Source organism: Micromonospora sp. CA-111912 (assembly GCF_050948415.1).
Lineage (GTDB): Bacteria > Actinomycetota > Actinomycetes > Mycobacteriales > Micromonosporaceae > Micromonospora.
On sequence record NZ_CP192007.1, the window covers coordinates 2325501 to 2346121 of the forward strand.

The 20621-nt window shown below is 75.2% G+C and carries 10 protein-coding genes; 6 read left to right on the forward strand and 4 right to left on the reverse strand.

The window, feature by feature from the left end; translation table 11 throughout:
* Nucleotides 1–6 precede the first annotated feature (6 nt).
* The 3 genes from ACQPZO_RS09810 (at nucleotide 7) to ACQPZO_RS09820 (ending at nucleotide 7562) form a co-directional block, all read left to right on the forward strand.
* Complete coding sequence (locus ACQPZO_RS09810) at nucleotides 7–5589, forward strand: type I polyketide synthase (protein WP_433348996.1); 5583 nt, start codon at nucleotides 7–9, stop codon at nucleotides 5587–5589.
* An 87-nt stretch (nucleotides 5590–5676) separates the two neighbouring features.
* Nucleotides 5677–6723 (forward strand): ABC transporter ATP-binding protein, encoded by a 1047-nt coding sequence (locus ACQPZO_RS09815; RefSeq protein ID WP_433348998.1) that lies wholly within the window; start codon nucleotides 5677–5679, stop codon nucleotides 6721–6723.
* Nucleotides 6720–7562, forward strand: coding sequence for an ABC transporter permease (locus ACQPZO_RS09820; RefSeq protein WP_433349000.1), 843 nt, complete (start codon nucleotides 6720–6722; stop codon nucleotides 7560–7562). Before ACQPZO_RS09815 ends, ACQPZO_RS09820 begins: the two co-directional genes overlap by 4 nt.
* A gap of 61 nt (nucleotides 7563–7623) precedes the next feature.
* On the opposite strand, the gene ACQPZO_RS09825 is transcribed toward ACQPZO_RS09820, so the two are convergent.
* Together ACQPZO_RS09825 and ACQPZO_RS09830 are read right to left on the reverse strand one after the other, a co-directional pair.
* Nucleotides 7624–10470: an ATP-binding protein gene (locus ACQPZO_RS09825; RefSeq protein WP_433349002.1), complete on the reverse strand. Its 2847-nt coding sequence runs from the start codon at nucleotides 10468–10470 to the stop codon at nucleotides 7624–7626.
* Between the two features lie 475 nt (nucleotides 10471–10945).
* Nucleotides 10946–13780 carry an AAA family ATPase gene (locus ACQPZO_RS09830; RefSeq protein ID WP_433349004.1) on the reverse strand — a complete coding sequence of 945 codons (2835 nt, stop codon included), beginning with the start codon at nucleotides 13778–13780 and terminating at the stop codon, nucleotides 10946–10948.
* 1599 nt (nucleotides 13781–15379) lie between these two features.
* Between ACQPZO_RS09830 and ACQPZO_RS09835 the strand changes: the two genes are divergently transcribed.
* Complete coding sequence (locus ACQPZO_RS09835; RefSeq protein ID WP_433349006.1) at nucleotides 15380–16762, forward strand: AMP-binding protein; 1383 nt, start codon at nucleotides 15380–15382, stop codon at nucleotides 16760–16762.
* A gap of 27 nt (nucleotides 16763–16789) precedes the next feature.
* Here the strand turns inward: ACQPZO_RS09835 and ACQPZO_RS09840 are convergent, their stop codons facing one another.
* Nucleotides 16790–17224 carry a cold-shock protein gene (locus tag ACQPZO_RS09840; protein WP_433349008.1) on the reverse strand — a complete coding sequence of 145 codons (435 nt, stop codon included), beginning with the start codon at nucleotides 17222–17224 and terminating at the stop codon, nucleotides 16790–16792.
* Nucleotides 17225–17382: 158 nt separating this feature from the next.
* Here ACQPZO_RS09840 and ACQPZO_RS09845 point away from each other — a divergent pair, with 158 nt between their 5' ends.
* Nucleotides 17383–18045 carry a 4'-phosphopantetheinyl transferase family protein gene (locus ACQPZO_RS09845; protein ID WP_433349010.1) on the forward strand — a complete coding sequence of 221 codons (663 nt, stop codon included), beginning with the start codon at nucleotides 17383–17385 and terminating at the stop codon, nucleotides 18043–18045.
* 21 nt (nucleotides 18046–18066) lie between these two features.
* Here ACQPZO_RS09845 and ACQPZO_RS09850 read toward each other — a convergent pair whose 3' ends face one another.
* Nucleotides 18067–19476 (reverse strand): acyl-CoA synthetase, encoded by a 1410-nt coding sequence (locus ACQPZO_RS09850; protein ID WP_433349012.1) that lies wholly within the window; start codon nucleotides 19474–19476, stop codon nucleotides 18067–18069.
* Between the two features lie 263 nt (nucleotides 19477–19739).
* Between ACQPZO_RS09850 and ACQPZO_RS09855 the strand changes: the two genes are divergently transcribed.
* On the forward strand, nucleotides 19740–20528 hold the full coding sequence (locus tag ACQPZO_RS09855) for an HAD-IA family hydrolase (protein ID WP_433349014.1): 789 nt from the start codon (nucleotides 19740–19742) through the stop codon (nucleotides 20526–20528).
* Nucleotides 20529–20621 lie beyond the last annotated feature (93 nt).

Here is a 20621-nt window from a genome sequence, read left to right on the forward strand (position 1 = left end):
CCCCCGATGAGCGTCTCACTGGACGAGGTCGTCAGCGCGTTGCGCGCGTCCCTGCTCGACAACCAGAAGCTCAAGCAGCAGAACCAGCAGCTCGCCGCCACGCTCACCGAACCGGTGGCGATCATCGGGATGAGCTGCCGGTTCCCCGGCGGCGTGCGCTCGCCGGAGCAGCTCTGGGACCTGGTCGCCGCCGGGGCCGACGCGATGGCGCCGTTCCCCGACGACCGGGGGTGGAACCTCGACGCCCTGTACAACACCGACCCGGACAGCCGGGGCACCTCGTACGTGCGGGAGGGCGGGTTCCTCTACTCCGCCGGCGACTTCGACCCCGCGTTCTTCGGCATCAGCCCCCGCGAGGCGCTGGCCATGGACCCGCAGCAGCGGCTGCTGCTGGAGGCCGCGTGGGAGGCGTTCGAGCGGGCCGGGATCGACCCGACCACGCTGCGCGGCGCGCCCACCGGCGTGTACGCGGCGACCAGCAGCCAGGGCGACTACGCGGCCCTGCTGTCCGGGGTCGGCGGCGGTGTCGAGGGGTACCTCGGCACCGGCAGCGCCGCCGCCGTGGCTAGCGGCCGGATCTCGTACGCCCTCGGGCTGGAGGGCCCGGCGGTCACCGTGGACACCGCCTGCTCGTCGTCGCTGGTCGCGCTGCACCTGGCCTGCCAGGCGCTGCGGTTGGGCGAGTGCACCCTGGCGCTGGCCGGCGGGGTGTCGGTGATGGCCACCCCGACGGTCTTCGTGGAGTTCTCCCGCCAGCGTGGGCTGTCCACCGACGGGCGGTGCAAGTCGTTCGCCGCCGCCGCCGACGGCACCGGCTGGTCCGAGGGGGTCGGCATGCTGCTCGTCGAGCGGCTCTCCGACGCCCGCCGGAACGGCCACCGGGTCCTCGCCGTGGTGCGCGGCAGCGCGGTCAACCAGGACGGGGCCAGCAGCGGGCTCACCGCCCCCAACGGCCCCTCCCAGCGTCGGGTCATCAAGCAGGCGCTGGCCAACGCCGGGCTGACCGCCGACCAGGTCGACGTGGTGGAGGCGCACGGCACCGGCACCACCCTCGGCGACCCGATCGAGGCGCAGGCGCTGCTCGCCACGTACGGGCGGGACCGGCCGGCGGACCGGCCGCTGCTGCTCGGCTCGGTGAAGTCGAACATCGGCCACACCCAGGCCGCCGCCGGGGTCGCCGGCATCATCAAGATGGTCCACGCCATGCGGCACGGGACGCTGCCGGCCACCCTGCACGTCGACCGCCCCACCCCGCACGTCGACTGGTCCGCCGGGGCGGTGTCCCTGCTCACCGAGGCGGTCCCGTGGCCGCAGACCGGGCAGCCGCGCCGCGCCGGGGTGTCCGCGTTCGGGGTCAGCGGCACCAACGCGCACACCATCATCGAGGAGCCCGACCCCGCCGACGTGCCGCCGCCCCGTCCCGCCGGGGCGCCCGCCCCGCCGGCGCCGTGGATCGTCTCCGCCCGCTCCGCGCCGGCCCTCGCGGGGCAGGCCCGCCGGCTGCTGGACCACCTGGCCGCCCACCCCGACCTGACCCCGGCCGACGTGGCGTACTCGCTGGTCACCACCAGGGCGGCGCTGCCGCACCGGGCGGCTGTGACCGGCGCGGACGGCGACGCGCTGCGGGCCGGCCTGCGGGCCGTCGCCGAGGACAGGCCCGCAGCGGGCGTGACCCGTGGGGTGGCCCGTCCGGCCGGCAAGCTCGCCTTCCTCTTCACCGGCCAGGGCGCGCAGCGCCCCGGGATGGGCGCCGAGCTGCACCGCCGGTTCCCGGTGTTCGCCGCCGCCTTCGACGAGGTGGCCGCCGAACTCGACCGGCACCTGGCCCGCCCGCTGCGCGAGGTCGTCTTCGCCGATCCCGGCTCGCCCGAGGCGGCCCTGCTGGACCGCACCGAGTTCACCCAGCCGGCGCTGTTCGCGTACGAGGTGGCCGCGTATCGGCTGGTCACCGCGTGGGGGCTGCGCCCGCAGCAGCTGCTCGGACACTCCGTCGGCGAGCTGGCCGCGGCGCACGTCGCCGGGGTGCTGTCGCTGGCCGACGCGGCGACCCTGGTGGCCGCCCGGGGTCGGCTGATGCAGGCCCTGCCCGACGGCGGGGCGATGCTGGCGGTCCGGGCGTCCGAGGCGGAGGTGGCGTCGCAGCTCGGCGACCGGGTCGCCCTGGCCGCCGTGAACGGCCCCACGTCGGTGGTGCTCTCCGGCGACGCCGACGCCGTGCTCGCGGCCGGCGAGAGCCTCGCCGCGCAGGGCAGGCGGACCCGCCGGCTGCGGGTCAGCCACGCGTTCCACTCCGCCCGGATGGACGCCATGCTCGCCGACTTCCGGGTGGTCGCCGAGAAGGTCACCTGGCATCCGCCGAGGCTGTCGGTCGTCTCCGACCGCACCGGCGACGTGCTCACCGCCGAGCAGGCCACCGACCCCGGCTACTGGGTCGACCACGTGCGGGACACGGTGCGCTTCCACGCCGGCGTCGCCACCCTGGCCGCTGCCGGGGTGGGCACCTTCCTGGAGCTGGGCCCGGACGGCGCGCTCACCGCGCTTGGCCGGGAGTGCCTGCCCGACGTCGACGCGGCGGCCTTCGTGCCGGTGGCTCGCCGGGACCAGCCGGAGGCGGCCGGGCTGCTCGCCGCCCTCGCCGCCGTGGACCTGCGGGGCGCCGCGGTGGACTGGCCCGCCCTGTTCACCGGCGCCGACGCCGCCCGCGTCGACCTGCCCACCTACGCCTTCCACCATGAGCGGTACTGGCCGGAGCCGCCCGGGTTCCACCTCGTCCCGCCCTCGGCGGCGGACGCCGTGGACGGGGACTTCTGGGCCGCCGTCGAGGCCGACGAGCCCGCCGTGCTGGCCGCCGTCCTCGGCCTCGACGGCGACCGGCGGGACGCCCTGGCCGAGCTGCTGCCCGTCCTCGGGGCGTACCGGGGTCGGCAGCGTCGGCGTACGGAGTTGGACGGCCTGCGGTACCGGGCCGGCTGGGCGCGGATCGCCCCGCCGACCGCCGTCGCCCCGCCGGCCGGTCCCTGTCTGGTGGTCGCCCCGACCGGCGTGGACGCGGACCCGGTGCTGGCCGCGCTGCGCGCCGAGGGCCTGTCGCCGGTGCTGGTGCCCGTGGGCGACGACCCCGGCGACCTCGTGCTGCCCGCCGGGGACGCCCCGTCGGTCGTGGTGTCGCTGCTGGCGGCGGGCGACCCGGCCGGCACCGCCGCATCGGCGGCGGGCGGCTTGACCGGCACCGCCGCGCTGGCGGCGGGCGGCTTGACCGGCACCGCTGTATCGGCGGCGGGCGGCTTGACCGGCACCGCTGCGCTGGCCGGCACCGCCGGGCTGGTCCGGGTCCTGGGCGCGGCCGACGGCGGTGCGCCGGTGTGGTGCGTGACCCGGGGAGCCGTCGCCGTCGACCCGGACGATCCCGCGCCGGGCGTCGCCGGGGCGTACGTCTGGGGCCTGGGCCGGGTGCTCGCGCTGGAGATGCCGCGGCTGTGGGGCGGCCTGGTCGACCTGCCGGCGGAGCCGGACGACGCCGCCCTCGCGGCGCTGGCCCGGATCGTCGCGGCCGGGGGCGACGAGGACCAGCTCGCGGTCCGGCCCACCGGGGTGTACGCGCGGCGACTGGAACCCGCCCCGACGGGCCCGGCCGCCGCCGACGAGGACTGGCATCCCAGGGGAGCGGTGCTGGTCGACGGCGCGTCCGGCGTGCGGGGCCCGCACGTGCTGCGCTGGCTCGCCGACCGGGGCGCGCCGCACCTGGTCCTCACCGGGGCGGCCCTGCCCGCCGAGGCGACGGCCGAGCTGACCGGGCGGGGCGTCGAGGTCACCCCGGTGGGCGATCCCGCGGCGCTGCCCGGCCTGCTGGACCGGCTCGCCGCCGACGGCCATCCGGTCCGCACGGTCGTCCACGTCGCCGACGCCGGCGGGGCGGGCGAGCCGGTCGCCGGCCTGGACCCGCCGGAGCTGGCCGTCGCCGTCGCCGCCCGCGTCGCCGCCGTGGAGCTGCTCGACTCCGCCTGCGCCGACCGGCCCGTCGACGAGTTCGTGGTCTTCACCTCCACCGCCGCGACCTGGGGCGGCGGTGGCGCGGCGGTCACGGCCGCCGCCGGCGCGGGCCTGGAGGCGCTGGCCGCCCGCCGCCGGGCCGCCGGCCGGCCGGCCACCGTGCTGGCCTGGGTGCCGTGGGCCGACGAGGTCGCCGAGCCGGAGCAGCTGCGTCGCCGGGGCGTCCGGCCGCTCGACGCCGAGCTGGCCGTCGCCGCGTTGCAGCAGGCCGTGGGCCGGGGCGACGACCAGCTCGCCGTCGCCGACATCGACTGGCCCGCGTTCGTGCCGGCCTTCACCGCGGTACGGCCCAGCCCACTGCTGCGCGGCGTCCCCGATGCGACGGCCGCCGCCGCGGCGGACGGGTCGGCCGGGGGCGACGCCGGCGACCCGGCCCGGGCACTGCTGACCCGGCTCACCGGCAGCACCGCCGCGGACCGGCAGCGGATCCTGCTGGACCTGGTCCGGGCGCGGGTGGCCACGATTCTCGGGCACGCCTCGCCCGGGGCGATCGAGGCCGACCGGGACTTCCTGGAACTCGGCTTCGACTCGCTGACCGCCCTCGAACTGCGCGACGCGCTGCGTCAGGAGACCGGCGCGGAGCTGTCCGCCACCCTGCTGTTCGACCACCCCACCCCGACTGCGCTGGCCAGGCACCTGCTCGGCCAGCTCCTCGGCGCGGGCGCGGCCGGCGACGCGGCGACCGGAGCGGGCGACGGCGGCGGGGTGGGCGGCGGCGGCCTGCTCGGCGGGCTGTTCAACCAGCCCAAGGCTCGCGAGGACTCCGCCGGGTACGCCGAGCTGCTGGTCAAGCTCGCCCAGTTCCGGCCGTCCTTCACCGACCCCGGGCAGCTCTCCCGGCCGGCCGGGATCCTGCGGCTGGCCGAGGGGGGCGACGGCGCGCCGCTGGTCTTCTGCTGCACCATGTCGCTGCTCTCCGGCGCGCACGAGTACGCCCGGCTCGCCTCCGGCTTCCGCGGCCTGCGCGACGTCTGGGCGCTGCCCAACCCCGGGTTCGGGGCGGGCGAGGAACTGCCCGCCGACCTGGACGCCCTGCTGCGGGTGCACGCCGACACGGTGCTGCGCGCCGTCGGCGACGGCCCGTACGTGCTGGGCGGGCACTCCGGCGGCGCGATGGTCGCCAACGTGCTCGCCCGCGAGCTGGACCGCCAGGGCCGGCCGCCGGCCGCCGTGGTGCTGATGGACACCTACCCGGCCGACAGCGAGGTGCTCGGCGGCTGGGTGCCGGAGCTGCTCGACGGGATGACCGAGCGGGACAGCGCGTACACCCCGATGGACGACTGGCGGACCACCGCGTGGGCCGGGTACCTGCCGCTGTTCCTGGACTGGCAGCCCGCCCCGATGACGTCGGCGACCCTGCTGGTGCGGGCCAGCGAGCCGCTGGGGAAGTGGACGGGGGAGGCCGACGGCTGGCGGTCCCGGTGGCCGTACCCGCACGAGGCGGTGGACGCGGCCGGCGACCACTTCAGCATGGTCGCCGACCGGGGCCCGGAGCTGGCCGCGAGCCTGCAGGGATGGCTGGCCGGGCATGGCCTGTGAGGGCCTGCGCCCCTGCGGTGCCCCTAGCGCCCCCTATTCAAAGATCCGTATCTGTCCCATAGATGACCTGGACGGGAGCATGACGACGTGGACGAGGCAGTGGTGGTCACGGAGCTGGTCAAGCAGTACCAGCCCAACATGCCACCGGCGGTGGACGGACTGAGTTTCACCGTCGCCGCTGGTGAGGTCTTCGGTCTGCTAGGGCCGAACGGCGCGGGCAAGACGACGACGATCGGGGTGCTGACCACGCGGGTGCGAGCCACCTCGGGTCGGGCCACCGTGTGCGGGGCGGACGTGATCGGCGCGCCGGCCGTGGCCCGGCAGCTGCTGGCGGTGGTGCCGCAGCGGGTGAACCTGGACCGGGCGTTGACCGTCCGGCAGAACCTGGTGTTCCATGCGGCGTACCACCGCGTGCCGCGGACCGAGCGCAACCGGCGGGCGGACGAGCTGCTGGAGCAGATGGGCCTCACGGAGATGGCCAAGATGCGCACCGACTTCCTCTCCGGCGGCCTGGCGCAGCGCACGATGATCGCGCGGGCGCTGATGCACTCGCCCCGGGTGCTCTTCCTCGACGAGCCCTCCAGCGGCCTCGACCCGCAGTCGCGGCTGTTCGTGCACGACCGGATCGCCGAGTTGAAGGAGCAGGGGGTGACCGTGGTGGTCACCACCCACGACATGGACGAGGCGGAGAAGCTCTGCGACCGGGTCGGCATCATCGACCACGGCAAGCTGCTCACCCTGGACACCCCCGCCGCGCTGACCCGCACCCTGCCGGGCAGCAGCACGCTGACCCTGGTGGTCGGCGCCGGCGCGCCGGCCGAGGAGGTGCAGGCCGCGCTCGGCAACATCGCGGACGTGGAGCGGGTGGAGCAGCTGCGCGGTGGCGCGGGCGGCGGCATGCCGGCGTTCCCCGGGATGCCGCCCATGCCCATGCCCATGCCCATCCCCGCCGCGCCGGCCGACCCGGACGCCACCCTGTCCTTCCGGGTCTACACCGGCACCCAGCCGGCCCACGCCGTGCCGATGGCGCTGAAGATCCTCAGCGACCTGAGTTGCGAGGTCCGCGACCTCAGCATCGGCCAGCCCAGCCTGGAAGACGTCTTCATCCACCTGACCGGAAGGGAACTTCGGTGAGCGTCACCGCACCCGCCGCCCCGTCCGCGCCGACGCAGGCGTTCACGGCGCCTCGTTCCGTGCGCTGGCTGGACCAGCTCGCCACGTTCCGCGCGGTGCTCGCGCGTGACCTGTTCGTCACCGGCCGCGAGCTGGGCGCGTTCCTGGCCCAGGTCTTCATCCAGCCGCTGTTCATGTTGCTGATCTTCGGCAAGGTGCTCGGCGAGCTGGGGTACGCCAGCAACGACTTCGCCAACGTCCTGCTGCCCGGCGTCATCGCGCTGAACGCCTTCCTGATCGGCCTGGAGAACACCGCGCTGCCGCTGGTGATGGACTTCTCCTTCACCAGGGAGATCGAGGACCGGCTGCTCTCCCCCCTGTCGATCCCCCTGGTCGCCTTCGAGAAGATCGTCTTCGGGGCCATCCGCGGCACGATCGCCGGCCTGGTGCTGATCCCGATCGGCATGCTCATGCTGGGGGTCACCTGGCCCGTGCTGACGGCGCTCAAGGTGATCGTGGTGCTGGCGGCCGGCGCGCTGGTCGGCGCGGCGCTCGGTCTCACGTTCGGCACCCTGGTCCCGCCGCACCGGATCCAGATCATGTTCACCGTGATCATGACGCCGCTGATGTTCACCGGCGCCACCCAGTTCCCGCTGCGGGCCCTGGACTCCCTGCCCTGGTTCCAGGTGATCTGCGCGCTCAACCCGCTGACCTACGTCAGCGAGGCCACCCGGTCGCTGGTCGCCCCGCCCGGCGTCGAGTCGGTGCCGCTCTGGCTGTGCCTGATCGTCCTCGCCGGCGTGTTCGTCGTCGCCACCACGATCGGGACCCGCGGCTTCCTGCGCCGATCCATGGACTGACCGCGTTACGCGCGAAGGGCGCCGTGGTGGGAGACCACCCGGCGCCCTTCGCGCGTCCCGGTCAGGACGCCGCGCCCTGCGCCTCCTCGGCCAGCGGCTCCGCGAACGCGATGAGCCGGGCCGGCAGGTCGGTGCGCCGCTTGACGTCCAGCTTCCGGTAGACCCGGGTCAGGTGCTGCTCGACGGTGCTCACCGTGATGAACAGCTTGCTGGAGATCTGCCGGTTGGTGTGCCCCTGGGCAGCCAGCGCGGCGACCCGCCGCTCGGCCTCGCTCAGGCCGTCGTCCGGTTCCTGCGGCTCGGTGCTCACCTGGTACGCCGGCAGCCCGCCGCCCGGCTCCCGCCGGATCAGCCGTTGGGCCAGCACCGAAGCCCCGCAGTCCTGGGCCAACTGGTACGCCCGGCGGACCAGCAGCCGGGCCCGGGCGGAGTCGCCGGCCCGTTGCAGCGTCTGCCCGGTGTCGCCGAGGGCCCGGACGAGCTCCAGCCGGTCCCCGCAGGACTGCAGCAGGTTCACCGCCTCGGAGAGCAGCTTGCGCCGGTGGTCCGGGGCGGCGGTCGTGGCGAGCAGCCGCAGCGACCGCCCCCGGGTCCGGTCGTCGACCCCGTGGGCGACCCGCAGCTGCTCCTGCAACAGTTGGGTGGCCTGCGTCTTGTTGCCGACGCTGAGCTGCACCCGGGCCAGCTCCAGCCGCCACGGCGCCAGCCCGGCGACGTCGACGCCCCAGGCGCGTACCAGCTCGCCGCACCGGCGCAGGTCGGTGATCGCCGCGTGCGGCCGGCCCATGGCCAGGTGGTGCCGGCCCCGGGCGGCCAGGTAGTGCACGCCCAGCGGGGTGCGGAGCATGCCGGCCGGCATGGGGTGGGCCAGCCACCGGTCGGCCTCGGCGAACCGGCCCGCCTCGGTCGCGCAGCCGATCAGCGTGGCCAGCGGGCCGGCGATCGCCACCCCCCACGCCGGGGCGGGCAGGTCCGCCAACGCCGTCCGGGCCTGGTGCTCCGCGCCCGGCAGGTCACCCAGGCGCAGCGCCGCCTCGGCCCGCACCGCCCGCACGATCGCCCGCCACACCGGGGCGTGCCGGGCCGCCGGCCGGTTGAGCAGCACGTCACCCCAGACCGCCACCCGGTCGGCCCGGCCCGCCCAGAGCAGCGCCAGCAGCGGGGCGGTGAGCAGGCCCAACGACCCGTCGTCGGTGTGGTGCCGTTGCAGCAGCTGCTCGGCGGTGGCCACCGTGTCGTTCTCGGCGGTCGGCATCAGCGCCGTGCCGAGCACGGTCACCGCCTGCAACTGCGGGCTGATCGTCGTCGGCGCGGTCGCCGCCCGGCTCCAGGTGCTCGGGGTCTCCCGGACGGTGGCCAGGTGGTCGGGGTAGGAGAGGGAGACCAGCAGCTGCATCGCCCGCAGCCGGCTGGCGGTGCCGGTGGCGGTGCCGTGGTCGTCGTCGGGGGAGAAGCCGCTGACCGCCTCGGTGGCCTCGTCCACCCGGCCCTGCCAGAGCAGGTACGGCACGGTGGACAGGGCTGCGGTGGTGGACCACCCGGCAGCCCGGGCGGCCTGCACCAGCTCGGTCAGGTGCCCGTTGACGGTCAGCGGGTTGACCTGCCAGCGGGCGTTGACCAGCATCGCGGTGTTGGTGCTGCGCTGCTGCTCGTCCACCTCTGCCCGGCCGAGCAGGCGCAGGCAGGCGGCGGCGAGGTCGGGGCGGCCCGAGGCCAGCGCCTGCCCGGCGGCGTCGGAGAGCACCGGCACCGACCAGGCGCCGTCCGCCCAACCGGCGGCGACCAGGTGCTCGGCGATCACCCCCGGCTCGGCGCCGTGCTCGTGCAGCACCTCGGCGGCGCGCTGGTGCAGGGCCCGACGCTCCTCGGGGGACATGTCGGCCAGGATCGAGCGCAGGATACGCGGGTGGCGTAGCTGGTCGATCTCCATCAGCCCGGACGTGCGCAGCACCCGCACCGCCGGCACGGCGGACTCGGGCACCACGTCGAGAAGGTGACCGAGCAGCTCCGTCGGGGCCGGGCGGTTCAGCACCGCCAACGCCTGGGCGACCCGCCGCACCCCCGGCTCGTGCCGGTAGAGGCAGCCGAGCACGGCCTGGTCGAACCCGTCGCCGTCGGCCGGGTCGGAGGTGGCGTCGTCGGCCGATTCGGCCCGGCCCCGCTCGTCGAGCAGGGCCCGGGTGAGCAGTGGATTGCCGCCGGTCATGCTGAGCAGGCTCTCGGCCGCCTCCCGGGCCTGCGCGTCCTCGGTGTCGTCGCCGATCATCCGGGCGATGGCGTCGACGGTCAGCGGCGGCAGGCTGATCCGGGAGAAGTACGGCTGGCTGAGCAGCTCCGCCCGGAACAGCGGGTGCGACGGGCGCAGCGTCGACGCCTCGGCGAGCACGATCATGATCCGTGCGTGCCGCAGCCGGCGGGTGACGTAGAGCAGGCAGTGCAGCGAGGCCGGGTCCGCGTGGTGCACGTCGTCGACGGTGAGGACCAGCGGCCCGGACCTGGTCAGGTCGAGCAGCGCGGTGAACAGCCCGTGCAGCAGCGGTGCCCAGGCCTGTTCCTCGGCGGCGACCCCATCGGCCGTCTCACCGCCGGGCTCCGGCAGCGGTACGGCGGAGGCTGCGTCCCGCATCAGCTTCTCGACCCGGTCGGCCGACTCCTGGTCCAGCCGCGCGCTGTGGAACAGCTGCCCCAGGACCCCCAGGCGGAGTCCGCGTTCCGCCCGCGAACCGGCCGCGTTGAGCATCCGCCCTCCGGCGGCCACCACCCACCCGTCGAGCGTCTCCAGCAGACTCGTCTTGCCGCTTCCCACTGCGCCCGTCACCAGCGCCACGTGTCCGCGTTGCTGCTCCTCGCAGGCGCGAAACGCCCTTCGGAGCAATGCGATCTGTTCGTCCCGCTGCACCAGAACCACTCGTGTCAGCCTCTCTCATATGTGGTGCCGAACCGGGTTACCGGTGCTGACCGACACCACCCCTCCCGAGCCGCACGGCAGCCCTCTCACCGCTCCCACCCGGCGCGCCGGATAGGGGTGAGGCACACCGGGCCGCCGTGCCGGGTGGACCTGTGATCTTCCTGTCGGACCGCGCTCCCCAGCGGGCGGTCCGGAATTCTCAGGCGAGTCTGGCACCGGGTCGGGTGTGCGACAACGGCCTTGAGACCCCATCGTTCCCGCCCGAAACCTACGGATCTCATTCGCCGATAGGGGTTGCGGAAGGGGGTAGGAGGGGAGTGCCCGCCCGGGGACGAAATCGGCTGGGACACGATGGACGGTCCGCTACGGCGCCGTGACTCAATGTTGCCACAACGCCGTCGCCGACACCTGTCCAGCGCCTCCACAAGCGAACGGCAGGGGCCGGCGGGAGGTGGGAGAAGCAGACGGGCGAGGGCTAGCGCTCCGGGTCGCCCGGGGTCGACGGCGCGTCGCCGTGCCCCGTCGGGGCCGGGCCGGGGCGGCCCAGGCGCAGCCGGACGGCGAGGTCGCTGCGGGAGTTGACGTCGAGCTTGCGGTAGATCCGGGTCAGTCGCTGCTCGATGGTGCTGACCGTGAGGAAGAGCCTCTCGGCGATCTCCCGGTTGGTGTGGCCCCGCGCGGCCAGCGTGGCCACCCGCGACTCCGCGTCGCTGAGGCCGTCGACCAGCACCGCCACGTCGGGGGCGGCCTCGCCGGACCCGGCGGCCCCGGTGGCGACGCTGGGCCGCAGCAGCGGGATGCCGCACTCCTGGGCCAGGGTGTGGGCCGCGCGGATGGCGTTGCGCGCCTGCCGCAGGTCGCCGACCTCCTGGTAGACGTGGCCGAGGTCGACGAGGCTGTGGGCGAGTTCCGCCCGGTCCCCGCACTGGCGCAGCAGCCGGACGGCGGCGCGCAGGTGCTGGATCCGGTCCGGCCCTTCCCCCGTCGCGGCCAGGACGCGCAACGCGAACCCCCGGTACCGCACGTGCGTGGGCCGCAGCCGGGTGAGCTCCTCGCGGACCAGCTTCTCGGCCTGCTCTCGGCGACCCATCCGCAGCAGTGCCCGGGCCGACTCGGTCCGCCAGGGTACGAGGGCGGGCAGGTCCAGCCGCCAGGAAGTCATCAGCTGACCGCAGAGCTGGAAGTCGGCGAGGGCGGCCTCCGGGCTCCCCGTGGCCAGGGCGTACAGGCCGCGCGCGTGCAGGTAGTGCAGCCCGAACGGTGTCTCGAACATCGTCTGGGGCACCGGGACCTGGAGGCAGCCGGCCGCGGCGTCGAGTTCCTCCATGAGAGTGAGTGCCCGCAGGCGGACGGCGAGCGGTATCCCGATCACCACGCCCCAGCCCTTGTGGGAGAGTTGGGCCAGCGCGGTGTCGGCGAGGTCCCGGGCCCGGCTCAGGTCGCCGAGGTGCCCGGCGACCACCGCCTTCATGGCGGTGATCACCCCTGCCGGGGTGGGCTGCCGGTGCGCCGCCGAAGTGCCGCTCAGCTTCTCGGACCAGTCGCCGGCCAGCTCCAGCCGGTCGGCGTAGATCGTCGCGATGAGGGCGCAGATGGCGGTCCACATGTTGCGCTCGTCGTCGAGCCTGATGGTGGACAGCACCCGTTCGGCGTCCTCGACCACGCCGACGTCGCCCCGTTCGAGCACGGTGCGTAGCATGGTCACGCCCTGGAGCCGCCGCTTGACCCTGGCCAGGGTCAACGGGTCCCGGAGGGCCGGCGATGGCATCGGCCGGTTGCCCGTCGCCCTGGGGTAGAAGGTGGACATCCACCCCTTGATGATCATCAGTGCCGCGGCGGAGCCCGGGTCGGCGCTGTCGGCGCGTTCGCCGAGGTGGTGGACGAGCTCGACGGCCTTGTCGATCTGGCCGTGCCAGAGCAGGTACTGGATGGGGCTGGCGGCCTGCCGGCTGCTGAGGTGCCCCGCCCGTACCGCGGAGGCGACGCCAGGCAGGTGGGGGACCGCGGCCTGCGGGTCCAGCCGCCACTCGGCCCGGGCGAGGGCGGAGCGGATGCGGGCTCGCAGGCAGGCGTCGGTGCAGTCGCGGTTGGCCCGCCGCAGGTAGCGCAGGGCGGTACCGGGTTCGCCGTCGATCAGCGCCTGCTCGCCGGCGTCCAGCAGGGTCTGGGCCATCCACGGCTCGTCCAGCTCCTCGGTCCTGACCAGATGGCGCGCGATGCGCTCCGGCGCGGTGCCGTCCTCGTGCAGCAGGCAGGCGGCCTCCCGGTGCAGCCGGGCGCGTTCCTCGGCCGTCATCCCGTCGAGCACGGCCTGGACCACCGCCGGATGTCGCAGCCCGTCCGCGGTGACCAGGCCGCCGCTGGTCGGCCCGTCGATCGCCTGCAGCGCCGACTCGGCGCGGACGTCGACGAGGTGGGACAGCAGGCTCCCGTGCAGCGGCTCCCCGGTCACCGCGAGCGCCCGGGCGGCCTTGAGCACCAGGTGCTCGCAGCGGTAGAGGCAGCTCAGCACGGCCTCCCGGAACGCCTCGCCCACGACTGGCCGGTCCGGGCGTTGCCCGGTGGTGGCCAGGTGGTCGTCGCTGAGCGCCCGCACCAGCAGCGGGTTGCCGGCGGTGATCTCGTGGCACTCGTCGGCGATACGGCGGGCGGCGGGCGCGCCGAGTCGGGCGGCGAGGAGTTGGTACGTCCCGTCGGCGGTGAGCAGGGGCAGTCGGATGCGGTGCAGCCGCGCGGGTTGCAGCAGCTCGGCGTACACCTCGGGATGCCACGGCCGGGTGCGGGGCGACTCGGTGAGCACGATCAGCACGGGGAGGCCGGCGATCCGCCTCGCCGCGTAGTCCAGACAGCGCAGTGAGGGCATGTCGGCGTGGTGGGCGTCGTCGACCGCGATGACCAGGGGTGCCCGGCTGGCCAGCTCCACCAGCGCGCTGCCGAGCGCGGCGGTGGTCAGGGCGGGGCCCTCCAGGTCCCGGTCGTCGGCGTCGCCCCAGGCGAGGGCGCCCCGGTCGATCAGCCGGCCGAGGCGCTCGCGGTCGCCGTCGCCCAGCGGCGCGGCCCGGACGAGCTGACGGATGACCTCCAGCGGGACGGTGCGCTCGGCGCGGGACGCGCCGGCGGCGAGGAAGCGGACGCCGGACCCGGCGACCTGCCGGGCGAACGCCTGCAGCAGCGTGGTCTTGCCCCCGCCGACGGGGCCCGTCAGGACGGTCAACGGCCGGTCGTCGGCGAGTCGGCCGGCCGGCCGGAGCCGGTCGGCGAGCCGGTGCTCCAGGAAGGCGAGCTGGCTGCTCCGTTCGGTCAACTCCATGGTCGTGGCCTCGGAAGGAGCGCGGGGTCCGCCGACACCGGGTGCGCCATCTTCCCAGGGCTGCCGAGGGGCCTGACGACATCGGAGACCGGCAATTTTCGACCCATTCCCAGATAGGCGAATATAGACAGCCGTCTCATTCGGGAGACGTGCCATCGATTAACTTGACTGCATGGCGCCTCTGAATCGTGGCCCCACCAGCTTCATCGGCAATTCCCGCCCCCTCGGGGCTTGTCCCTCGCTATCGACCGCTGTGCATGGTGGAGTATGTCAGCCCCGGAATTGGGCGGCAAGCCGGAAGTTGTAAAGGATAGGCAAACATCGGTTCGGTGCGGACGGGGTGGCACCTGCCCTGCCGCACCCTCCGCAACGGAAAGTCGTCAGCCGAATTCGTAACGTGATGCAGTTCGTGGAGTGGGCCGCTCGCGGGCGCTTTCGGCACTTGCCGGAGATTGGTGGGGAGGTGTCGCGGCGTTCGGCGCCGGTGCCCGCGCCGCCGTCGCGGGTGTTCGGGCGACGCGCCCGGCGGCCTGCCCGTCGGGCGTCGTGTCCGGAGCAGGTGGCCCGCGCGAGCGGCGGCCCCGGAATCCGCTTTTCGTGCCCAGGGTGGCCGGTCGCGGCCCGGGCCCGGTTCGCCCGTCCGGCGCCGGGCCGTCGCCGTGTGTGAAGAAGGTGCAGCTCAGGACCCCGATCGCGGGGCCCGGCACCGACGGGTCGGGCTGAAATCTGGTGCTCACCGGGCCGGGGTGTGCCGCCGGCGGACTCCGCCGCCGGGCCCCCGGGTGGGTGGGGCCGGCGGCGGACCGGCAGCACACCCCGGGCCGGGGCTTCCGGTGCGCCTCCCGGTTGCCGAGAGGTCGGTACCCCGTCGGCGAAAGTTAAAAGAATTCGCCTTCCGCTCCGGCGCGCCCGCCCTGCGGGTGCGCGCCGGTCGCCGGCTGGCCCGCGTTCGAGGACGTCGCTAACGGCGGATGAAACGGGAGGATCCGCATCGGCGGCATCGCCGCACTCTTGCCCGATTCGAACCTTTAACAGCGGATAGGCGAGATAGACGTTAATTAAGACATATGTGGCGTCGGCGGTTGTCCGTGCGCCGCGTTCGCGCGGTTGCCACAATGGCGTCCGATGCATTCGGTCGGCGGCTCCGCCTCAATACCGCGAAGGCCGACCTGAATCTGATCGCCATTCTACTGCAATGGTCGTCGCCAATTATTCCCGACCCCGTCCGGACCGAGCTTCCTCGAATGTGCGTCCCGGCGGAATGTGCCGCCGCGGCGCCCTCGCCCCGCTGCCGCCCCGCCGTCGCCCCACGCCCGTCCTGCCCCTGTCTTACCGTCGCACTCCGAGCCGGCGCGGATCGCGTCCTACCTGGCCCGTCGGCCCGTCACGCCCCGGCAGCCCGCCCGCCAACGGCGCGGCGGGCCCGCGCGGCTAGGGGTTGTGCCAAGCGAATGGGCAGCCTAATTTCGGAGCACCCGCGCGGACAGCGGGGAAGGCCGGATATGGGGCTGCACGCACCCATGACGCGAAGGGTTCTGTGGCCGTGATGTCCCAGCCACTGCCGAGACTCCACCACGTCCCCGACAGGGGTTTACGGAGATGACACTGCTGCCGGCACTGTGCGGTCACGGTACCGACCGGGCCGACGCGGTCAGGGTCGCCGGGCGGACCCTCTCCAGCGAAGCGCTGCTCGGCTGCGTGAACGCGGTCGCCGACCGGATTCGGGGTGCCGGCGCGGTCGCCGTCGATGCGACCCCCAGCCTGGAGGCGGTGGTCGGGATGGTGGGCGCCGTACGCGCGGGCGTGCCGCTGGTGCCCGTACCGCCGGGCGCCGATGAGCGGGAGCGCAGTCGCATCCTGCGCGAGGCCGGGGTGACCGTGGTCCTCGGCCGGGACCGCCCCGGCAGCCTCGGCCTGCCGGTTGTTCCGGTCGACCTGCGGCAGCGATCCTGGACCCGGCAGCCCGAGCCGGAGCCGGGCGCCGACGCGGTGATCCTCTACACCGGAGGCACCAGCGGGCCGCCGCGCGGCGTGCGCATCTCCCGCCGGGCCATCGCCGCCGGCCTGGACCTGCTGGCCGACGCGTGGCGCTGGACCGGGGACGACGTCCTGGTCCAGGGCGCCCCGCTGTTCCGGGCGTACGGCCTGGTGGTCGGGCTGCTCGGCGCGCTGAGGGTGGGCAGCCGCTTCGTCCACCTCGACCGGGAGGCCGTCGCCGGCCCGGCCGGCACCCTGTACCTGGCGGTGCCCGGGCAGTGGGCGAGGATCGCCCGGAACCGTCACTGGGCGCACAGCCTAGCCGGCGCCCGGCTCCTGGTCTCCGGGGACGCCCCGCTCGTACCCGCCGTGACCGAACGCCTCCGGCTGCTCACCTCGCACTCGCTCCTCCAGGGCTACGGCACCACCGAGACCCTCATCGCGTTGGCCGGGCGGGTGGACGCCCCGCCGGCCGTCGGCGCAGTCGGCGCGCCCCTGCCCGGGGTCCAGGCCCGGGTCCTGGGCCGGGACAACCTGCCGGTGCCCAACGACGGCGAGTCGGTCGGCGAGCTGAGCATCCGGGGGCCGACGCTGTTCAGTGGATACGTCGACCGGCGCGGGCAGCGCACCGGCACCGACGGGTGGCACGCCACCGGTGACCTCGCGACCGTGGCGGCGGACGGGTCACACCGGATCATCGGACAGCGCCGCACGGACGTCGTGCACGGTCGCGTCCGCGTGTACGCCGGCCAGGTCGAGGAGGCGCTGCTGGGTCATCCGGGGGTCCACGACGCAGCCGTGGTCGGTATCCCGCACCCGGTCCTGGGCGAGCAGGTCACCGCGTACGTCGTCGCCGCCGAGGGGCTCACCGCCCAGGCGCTCATCGACCACGTCGGGCGGTACCTGTCGGCCTGCCAGCGGCCCCGTCGGGTGCACTTCGTTGACGAGCTGCCGCGCAGCGTGCAGGGTCGGATCAGGAAGTCGCTGCTGATCGCCGCCGGCTGAACGCGCCCCGGCCGGTGCGCCGGAGCGTCAGCCCTCCACCCAGCCGTGCCGTCGGGCCAGCGCCAGCATCCGGGCGCGTACCGCCAGGATCTGCGCGCCCGTCAGGTCCGGCACGGCGGTCAGCAGGGCCTCCGTGGTCTCCGCGAAGAAGGCCCGCTCGGAGAGCACGTCGCACAGGCCCTCCTCGTCCTCCGCGCCCGCCGGGACCTCCCGGGCGCGCACGGCACCGGCCGTGGCGCTCCGATCGGCGCCGGGGGCGGGGCCGATCACCCGCACCGTGAGCGCCTTCGGGCCGCGGTCGCTCTCCACCGCCTCGTACTCCACCGGTACGCCGGGCACCATCGTCCACTTGTCGCCATCGACGGTGTTCGCGTGGACGAACACGTCGTCACCGCCGTCGTCCGGGGCGATGAACCCGTAACCCCGCACCTCGTCGAACCGCACCACTTTGCCTCTGAGCATCGCTTTCCCGCATCCGTCCGACCACTCCGCACGCTCCGGCCACCCGGGCCGGCACGCCACAGACTGGCAGGCGCCCCGGGCGGCGGGCACCCGTACCTTACCCCTATCGACCACCCCAGGGTGCCGGTGCGGCGACCCGACGCACCTACCATCGGCGGGTGATCGAGCAGATCCTGCCCCCCTCCGTGGCCGTGGCCGAGTCCTTCGAGGATCCCGCCGGACTGACCCTGTTCCCCGAGGAGGAGGCGCTCGTCGCGAACTCGGTGCAGAAGCGGCGCCGGGAGTTCACCACCGTGCGGCACTGCGCCCGCCGGGCGCTCGGTGAACTGGGCGTCGAGCCGGTGCCGATCGTCTCCGGCGCGCGCGGCGCCCCGGCCTGGCCGGCCGGGATCGTCGGCAGCATGACCCACTGCGACGGCTACCGGGCGGCAGTCCTCGGTCGGGCGGCGGCATTCGCCACCCTCGGGGTGGACGCGGAGCCGCACGCGCCGCTGCCCGAGGGGGTGCTCGAGGCGATCGCCCTGCCGGCCGAGCGGACCCGCACGGCCGCGCTGGCCGCCGCCCGTCCCACGGTCTGCTGGGACCGCCTGCTGTTCAGCGCCAAGGAGTCGGTGTACAAGGCGTGGTTCCCGCTCACCGGCCGGTGGCTGGACTTCGCCGAGGCGGACATCGTCGTCGACCCGGCCGGGACCTTCGTGGCCGAGCTGCTGGTGCCCGGCCCGGTGCTGGGCGGCGTGCCGGTGACCGCCTTCACCGGCCGGTTCCTGGTGGGCCGGGGTTTGGTGCTCACCGCGATCAGCATCCCGACGCCCACCGCCTGAGCGGAGCCGACCGGCGGCCGGTCAGTCGGCCGTCAGCCTCGTCTTCTGCACCTTGCCGAGGGCGTTGCGGGGCAGCGCGTCGACGAACCGCACCTCGCGGGGGCGCTTGTGCGCGGACAGTTGGCGGGCCACGAAGTCGATCAGCTCGGGCCCGTCCACCCCGTCACCCACCACGTACGCCGTGACCTGTTGGCCCAGGTCCGGGTGCGGGGTGCCGACCACGGCGGCCTCCCGGACGCCGGGGTGCGCCAGCAGGGCGTCCTCCACCTCGCCCGCGCCGATCCGGTAGCCGCCACTCTTGATCAGGTCGGTGGCGGCCCGGCCGACGATCCGGTGCCAGCCGTCCGGGTCGACGGTGGCCACGTCCCCGGTGCGGAACCAGCCGTCCGGGGTGCGGGTCGCCGCGTCGGCGTCCGGCCGGTTGAGGTACCCGTCGAAGAGGGTGGGCCCGCACACCTGGAGCTCGCCCATCGCCGCGCCGTCGGCGGGCAGCGCCGCGCCGTGCTCGTCGACCACCCGGGTACGCACGCCGGGCAGCGGCACGCCGACCGTTCCCGGCCGGCGGGGCCCGTCGGCGCGGGCGCTGACCGTGATCAGCGTCTCGGTCATCCCGTACCGCTCGACCACCCGGTGGCCGGTGAGCGTGGCGAGATCGGCGAAGACCGCCGCCGGCAGGGCCGCGCTGCCCGAGACGAGCAGCCGCGCCGGGCGCAGCGCCCGCGCCGCGTCGGGGTCGGCGGCGATCCGGGACCACACGGTGGGCACGCCGAAGTAGACGGAGCCGGCCGCCGCCGCGTACCGGTCGGGGCGGGGGCGGCCGACGTGGTGCAGCCGGCTGCCCAGCCTCAGGGGGCCGAGCACGCCGAGCACGAGCCCGTGCACGTGGAACAGCGGCAGGCCGTGCACCAGCAGGTCGTCCGGGGTCCAGGACCAGGCGTCGGCGAGGCCGTCCAGGCAGGCGGCGACCGCCGCCCGGGAGATCACCGCGCCCTTCGGGGCCCCGGTCGTCCCGCTGGTGTAGAGGATCAGCGCGGTGCCGGCCGGGTCCGGCTCCGGGTGGACGGTGTCCGACCCGCGGCTCGGGTCGACCGGGACCACCGGCGGGCCGGCGCCGCCGACCGGCTGCGGGCCGTCCGCCGGGACGAGCAGCGCCGCCGCGCCCGAGTCGCGCAGGATGTGCTCGCGCTCCATCGGCCCCGCGTCCGGCGGCACCGGTACGACCGCCGCGCCGGCGGTCAACGCGCCCACCACCGCGACCACCGTCTCCAGGGTGGCGGTGGCCTCGACGGCCACCCGGTCGACGCCGCGCAGCTCGTCGGCGACCGCCGCGGCCCGGCGGCGCAGCTCGACCCAGGACACCGCCCGGTCGTCGACCCGGACCGCGCCCGGGCGCTCGTCGTCGGACTCTGCCAACCAACGCAGCAACGTCATGCCCTGCGCCCCTCTCCAGCGGCTCGGATCCGGCGCCGCCCGGCGCGCTGGGAGTCGACGCCACGCCGGACCGTCGCCGGCCCGCCGGCCCGGCCGGATCGCCGGTAGGGTTCGCGTGGGCGTCGGCGGGGTGCGCGTCGTCGCCGGAGGCCCGGCACGGCGGGTCCCGGGACGACCCGACCGTAGTCGGGGCGCCCCCGGCCCGGCCACCCCTACCGGCCGCCGCCGGCCGTGTCGTCGACGTCGCTCAGGAGGTGCCGCCGGTGACCGGTGAGGCGGGAGACCGGCGGGACGCGTCCGGCCCGGTCCGGGCGGTCGTGTTCGACCTCGACGGCGTGCTGGTGGACAGCCTGGCCGTGGCCCGGGAGGCGTTCGCCCTCGCGTACGCCGAGGTGGTCGGCGACGGGGTGGCGCCCGTCGAGGAGTACTGCCGGCACCCGGGCCGGTACCTGCCCGAGGTGCTGGAGCTGCTGGGTCTGCCGGCGGCGATGGCCGGCCCGTTCGTCCGGGAGAGCAGCCGACTGGCGTACCGGGTGACGCCGGTCGACGGGGTGGTCGAGCTGCTGGGCGTCCTGCGTGGGCGGGGGCTGGGCCTGGCCGTGGCCACCGGGCGCAGCGGGAAGCGGGCCCGGGACCTGCTCGGTGGGCTCGGCATGCTGCCGCTGGTCGATCACGTCGTCGGCGCGGACGAGGTACCCCGGCCGAAACCGGCCCCGGACATCGTGCGGCGGGCGCTGGAGCTGCTCGGGGTGCGCCCCGGCGAGGCGGTGCTGCTCGGCGACGCACCCGCCGACCTGGTCAGCGCCCGGGCCGCAGGGGTGGTGGCGGTCGCCGCGTTGTGGGGTGAGTCGGGCCGGGAGGTCCTGCTCGCCGCCGGCCCCGACGCCGTGCTCGCCCGCCCGGCGGATCTGCTGCCGCTCTGCCCGCCACCCGGTCCCGGGTCGCCCACCGCCCGGCCCGGCGCGGCGACGGGCACGCGCGGTGACCGGCGGGCACCCCTGTCGGGCCGTTCGGCCCCGGATGACACCCCGGTTCGTCAGCCGATGGGTTGATTCGTGATTCAGATCGCCGGATGATGTCCGGCGTCGGTCGCCGCCGCGCGGACCGATTCCGCGTACCGCAACACGCCGCGATCCCAGAGGGTC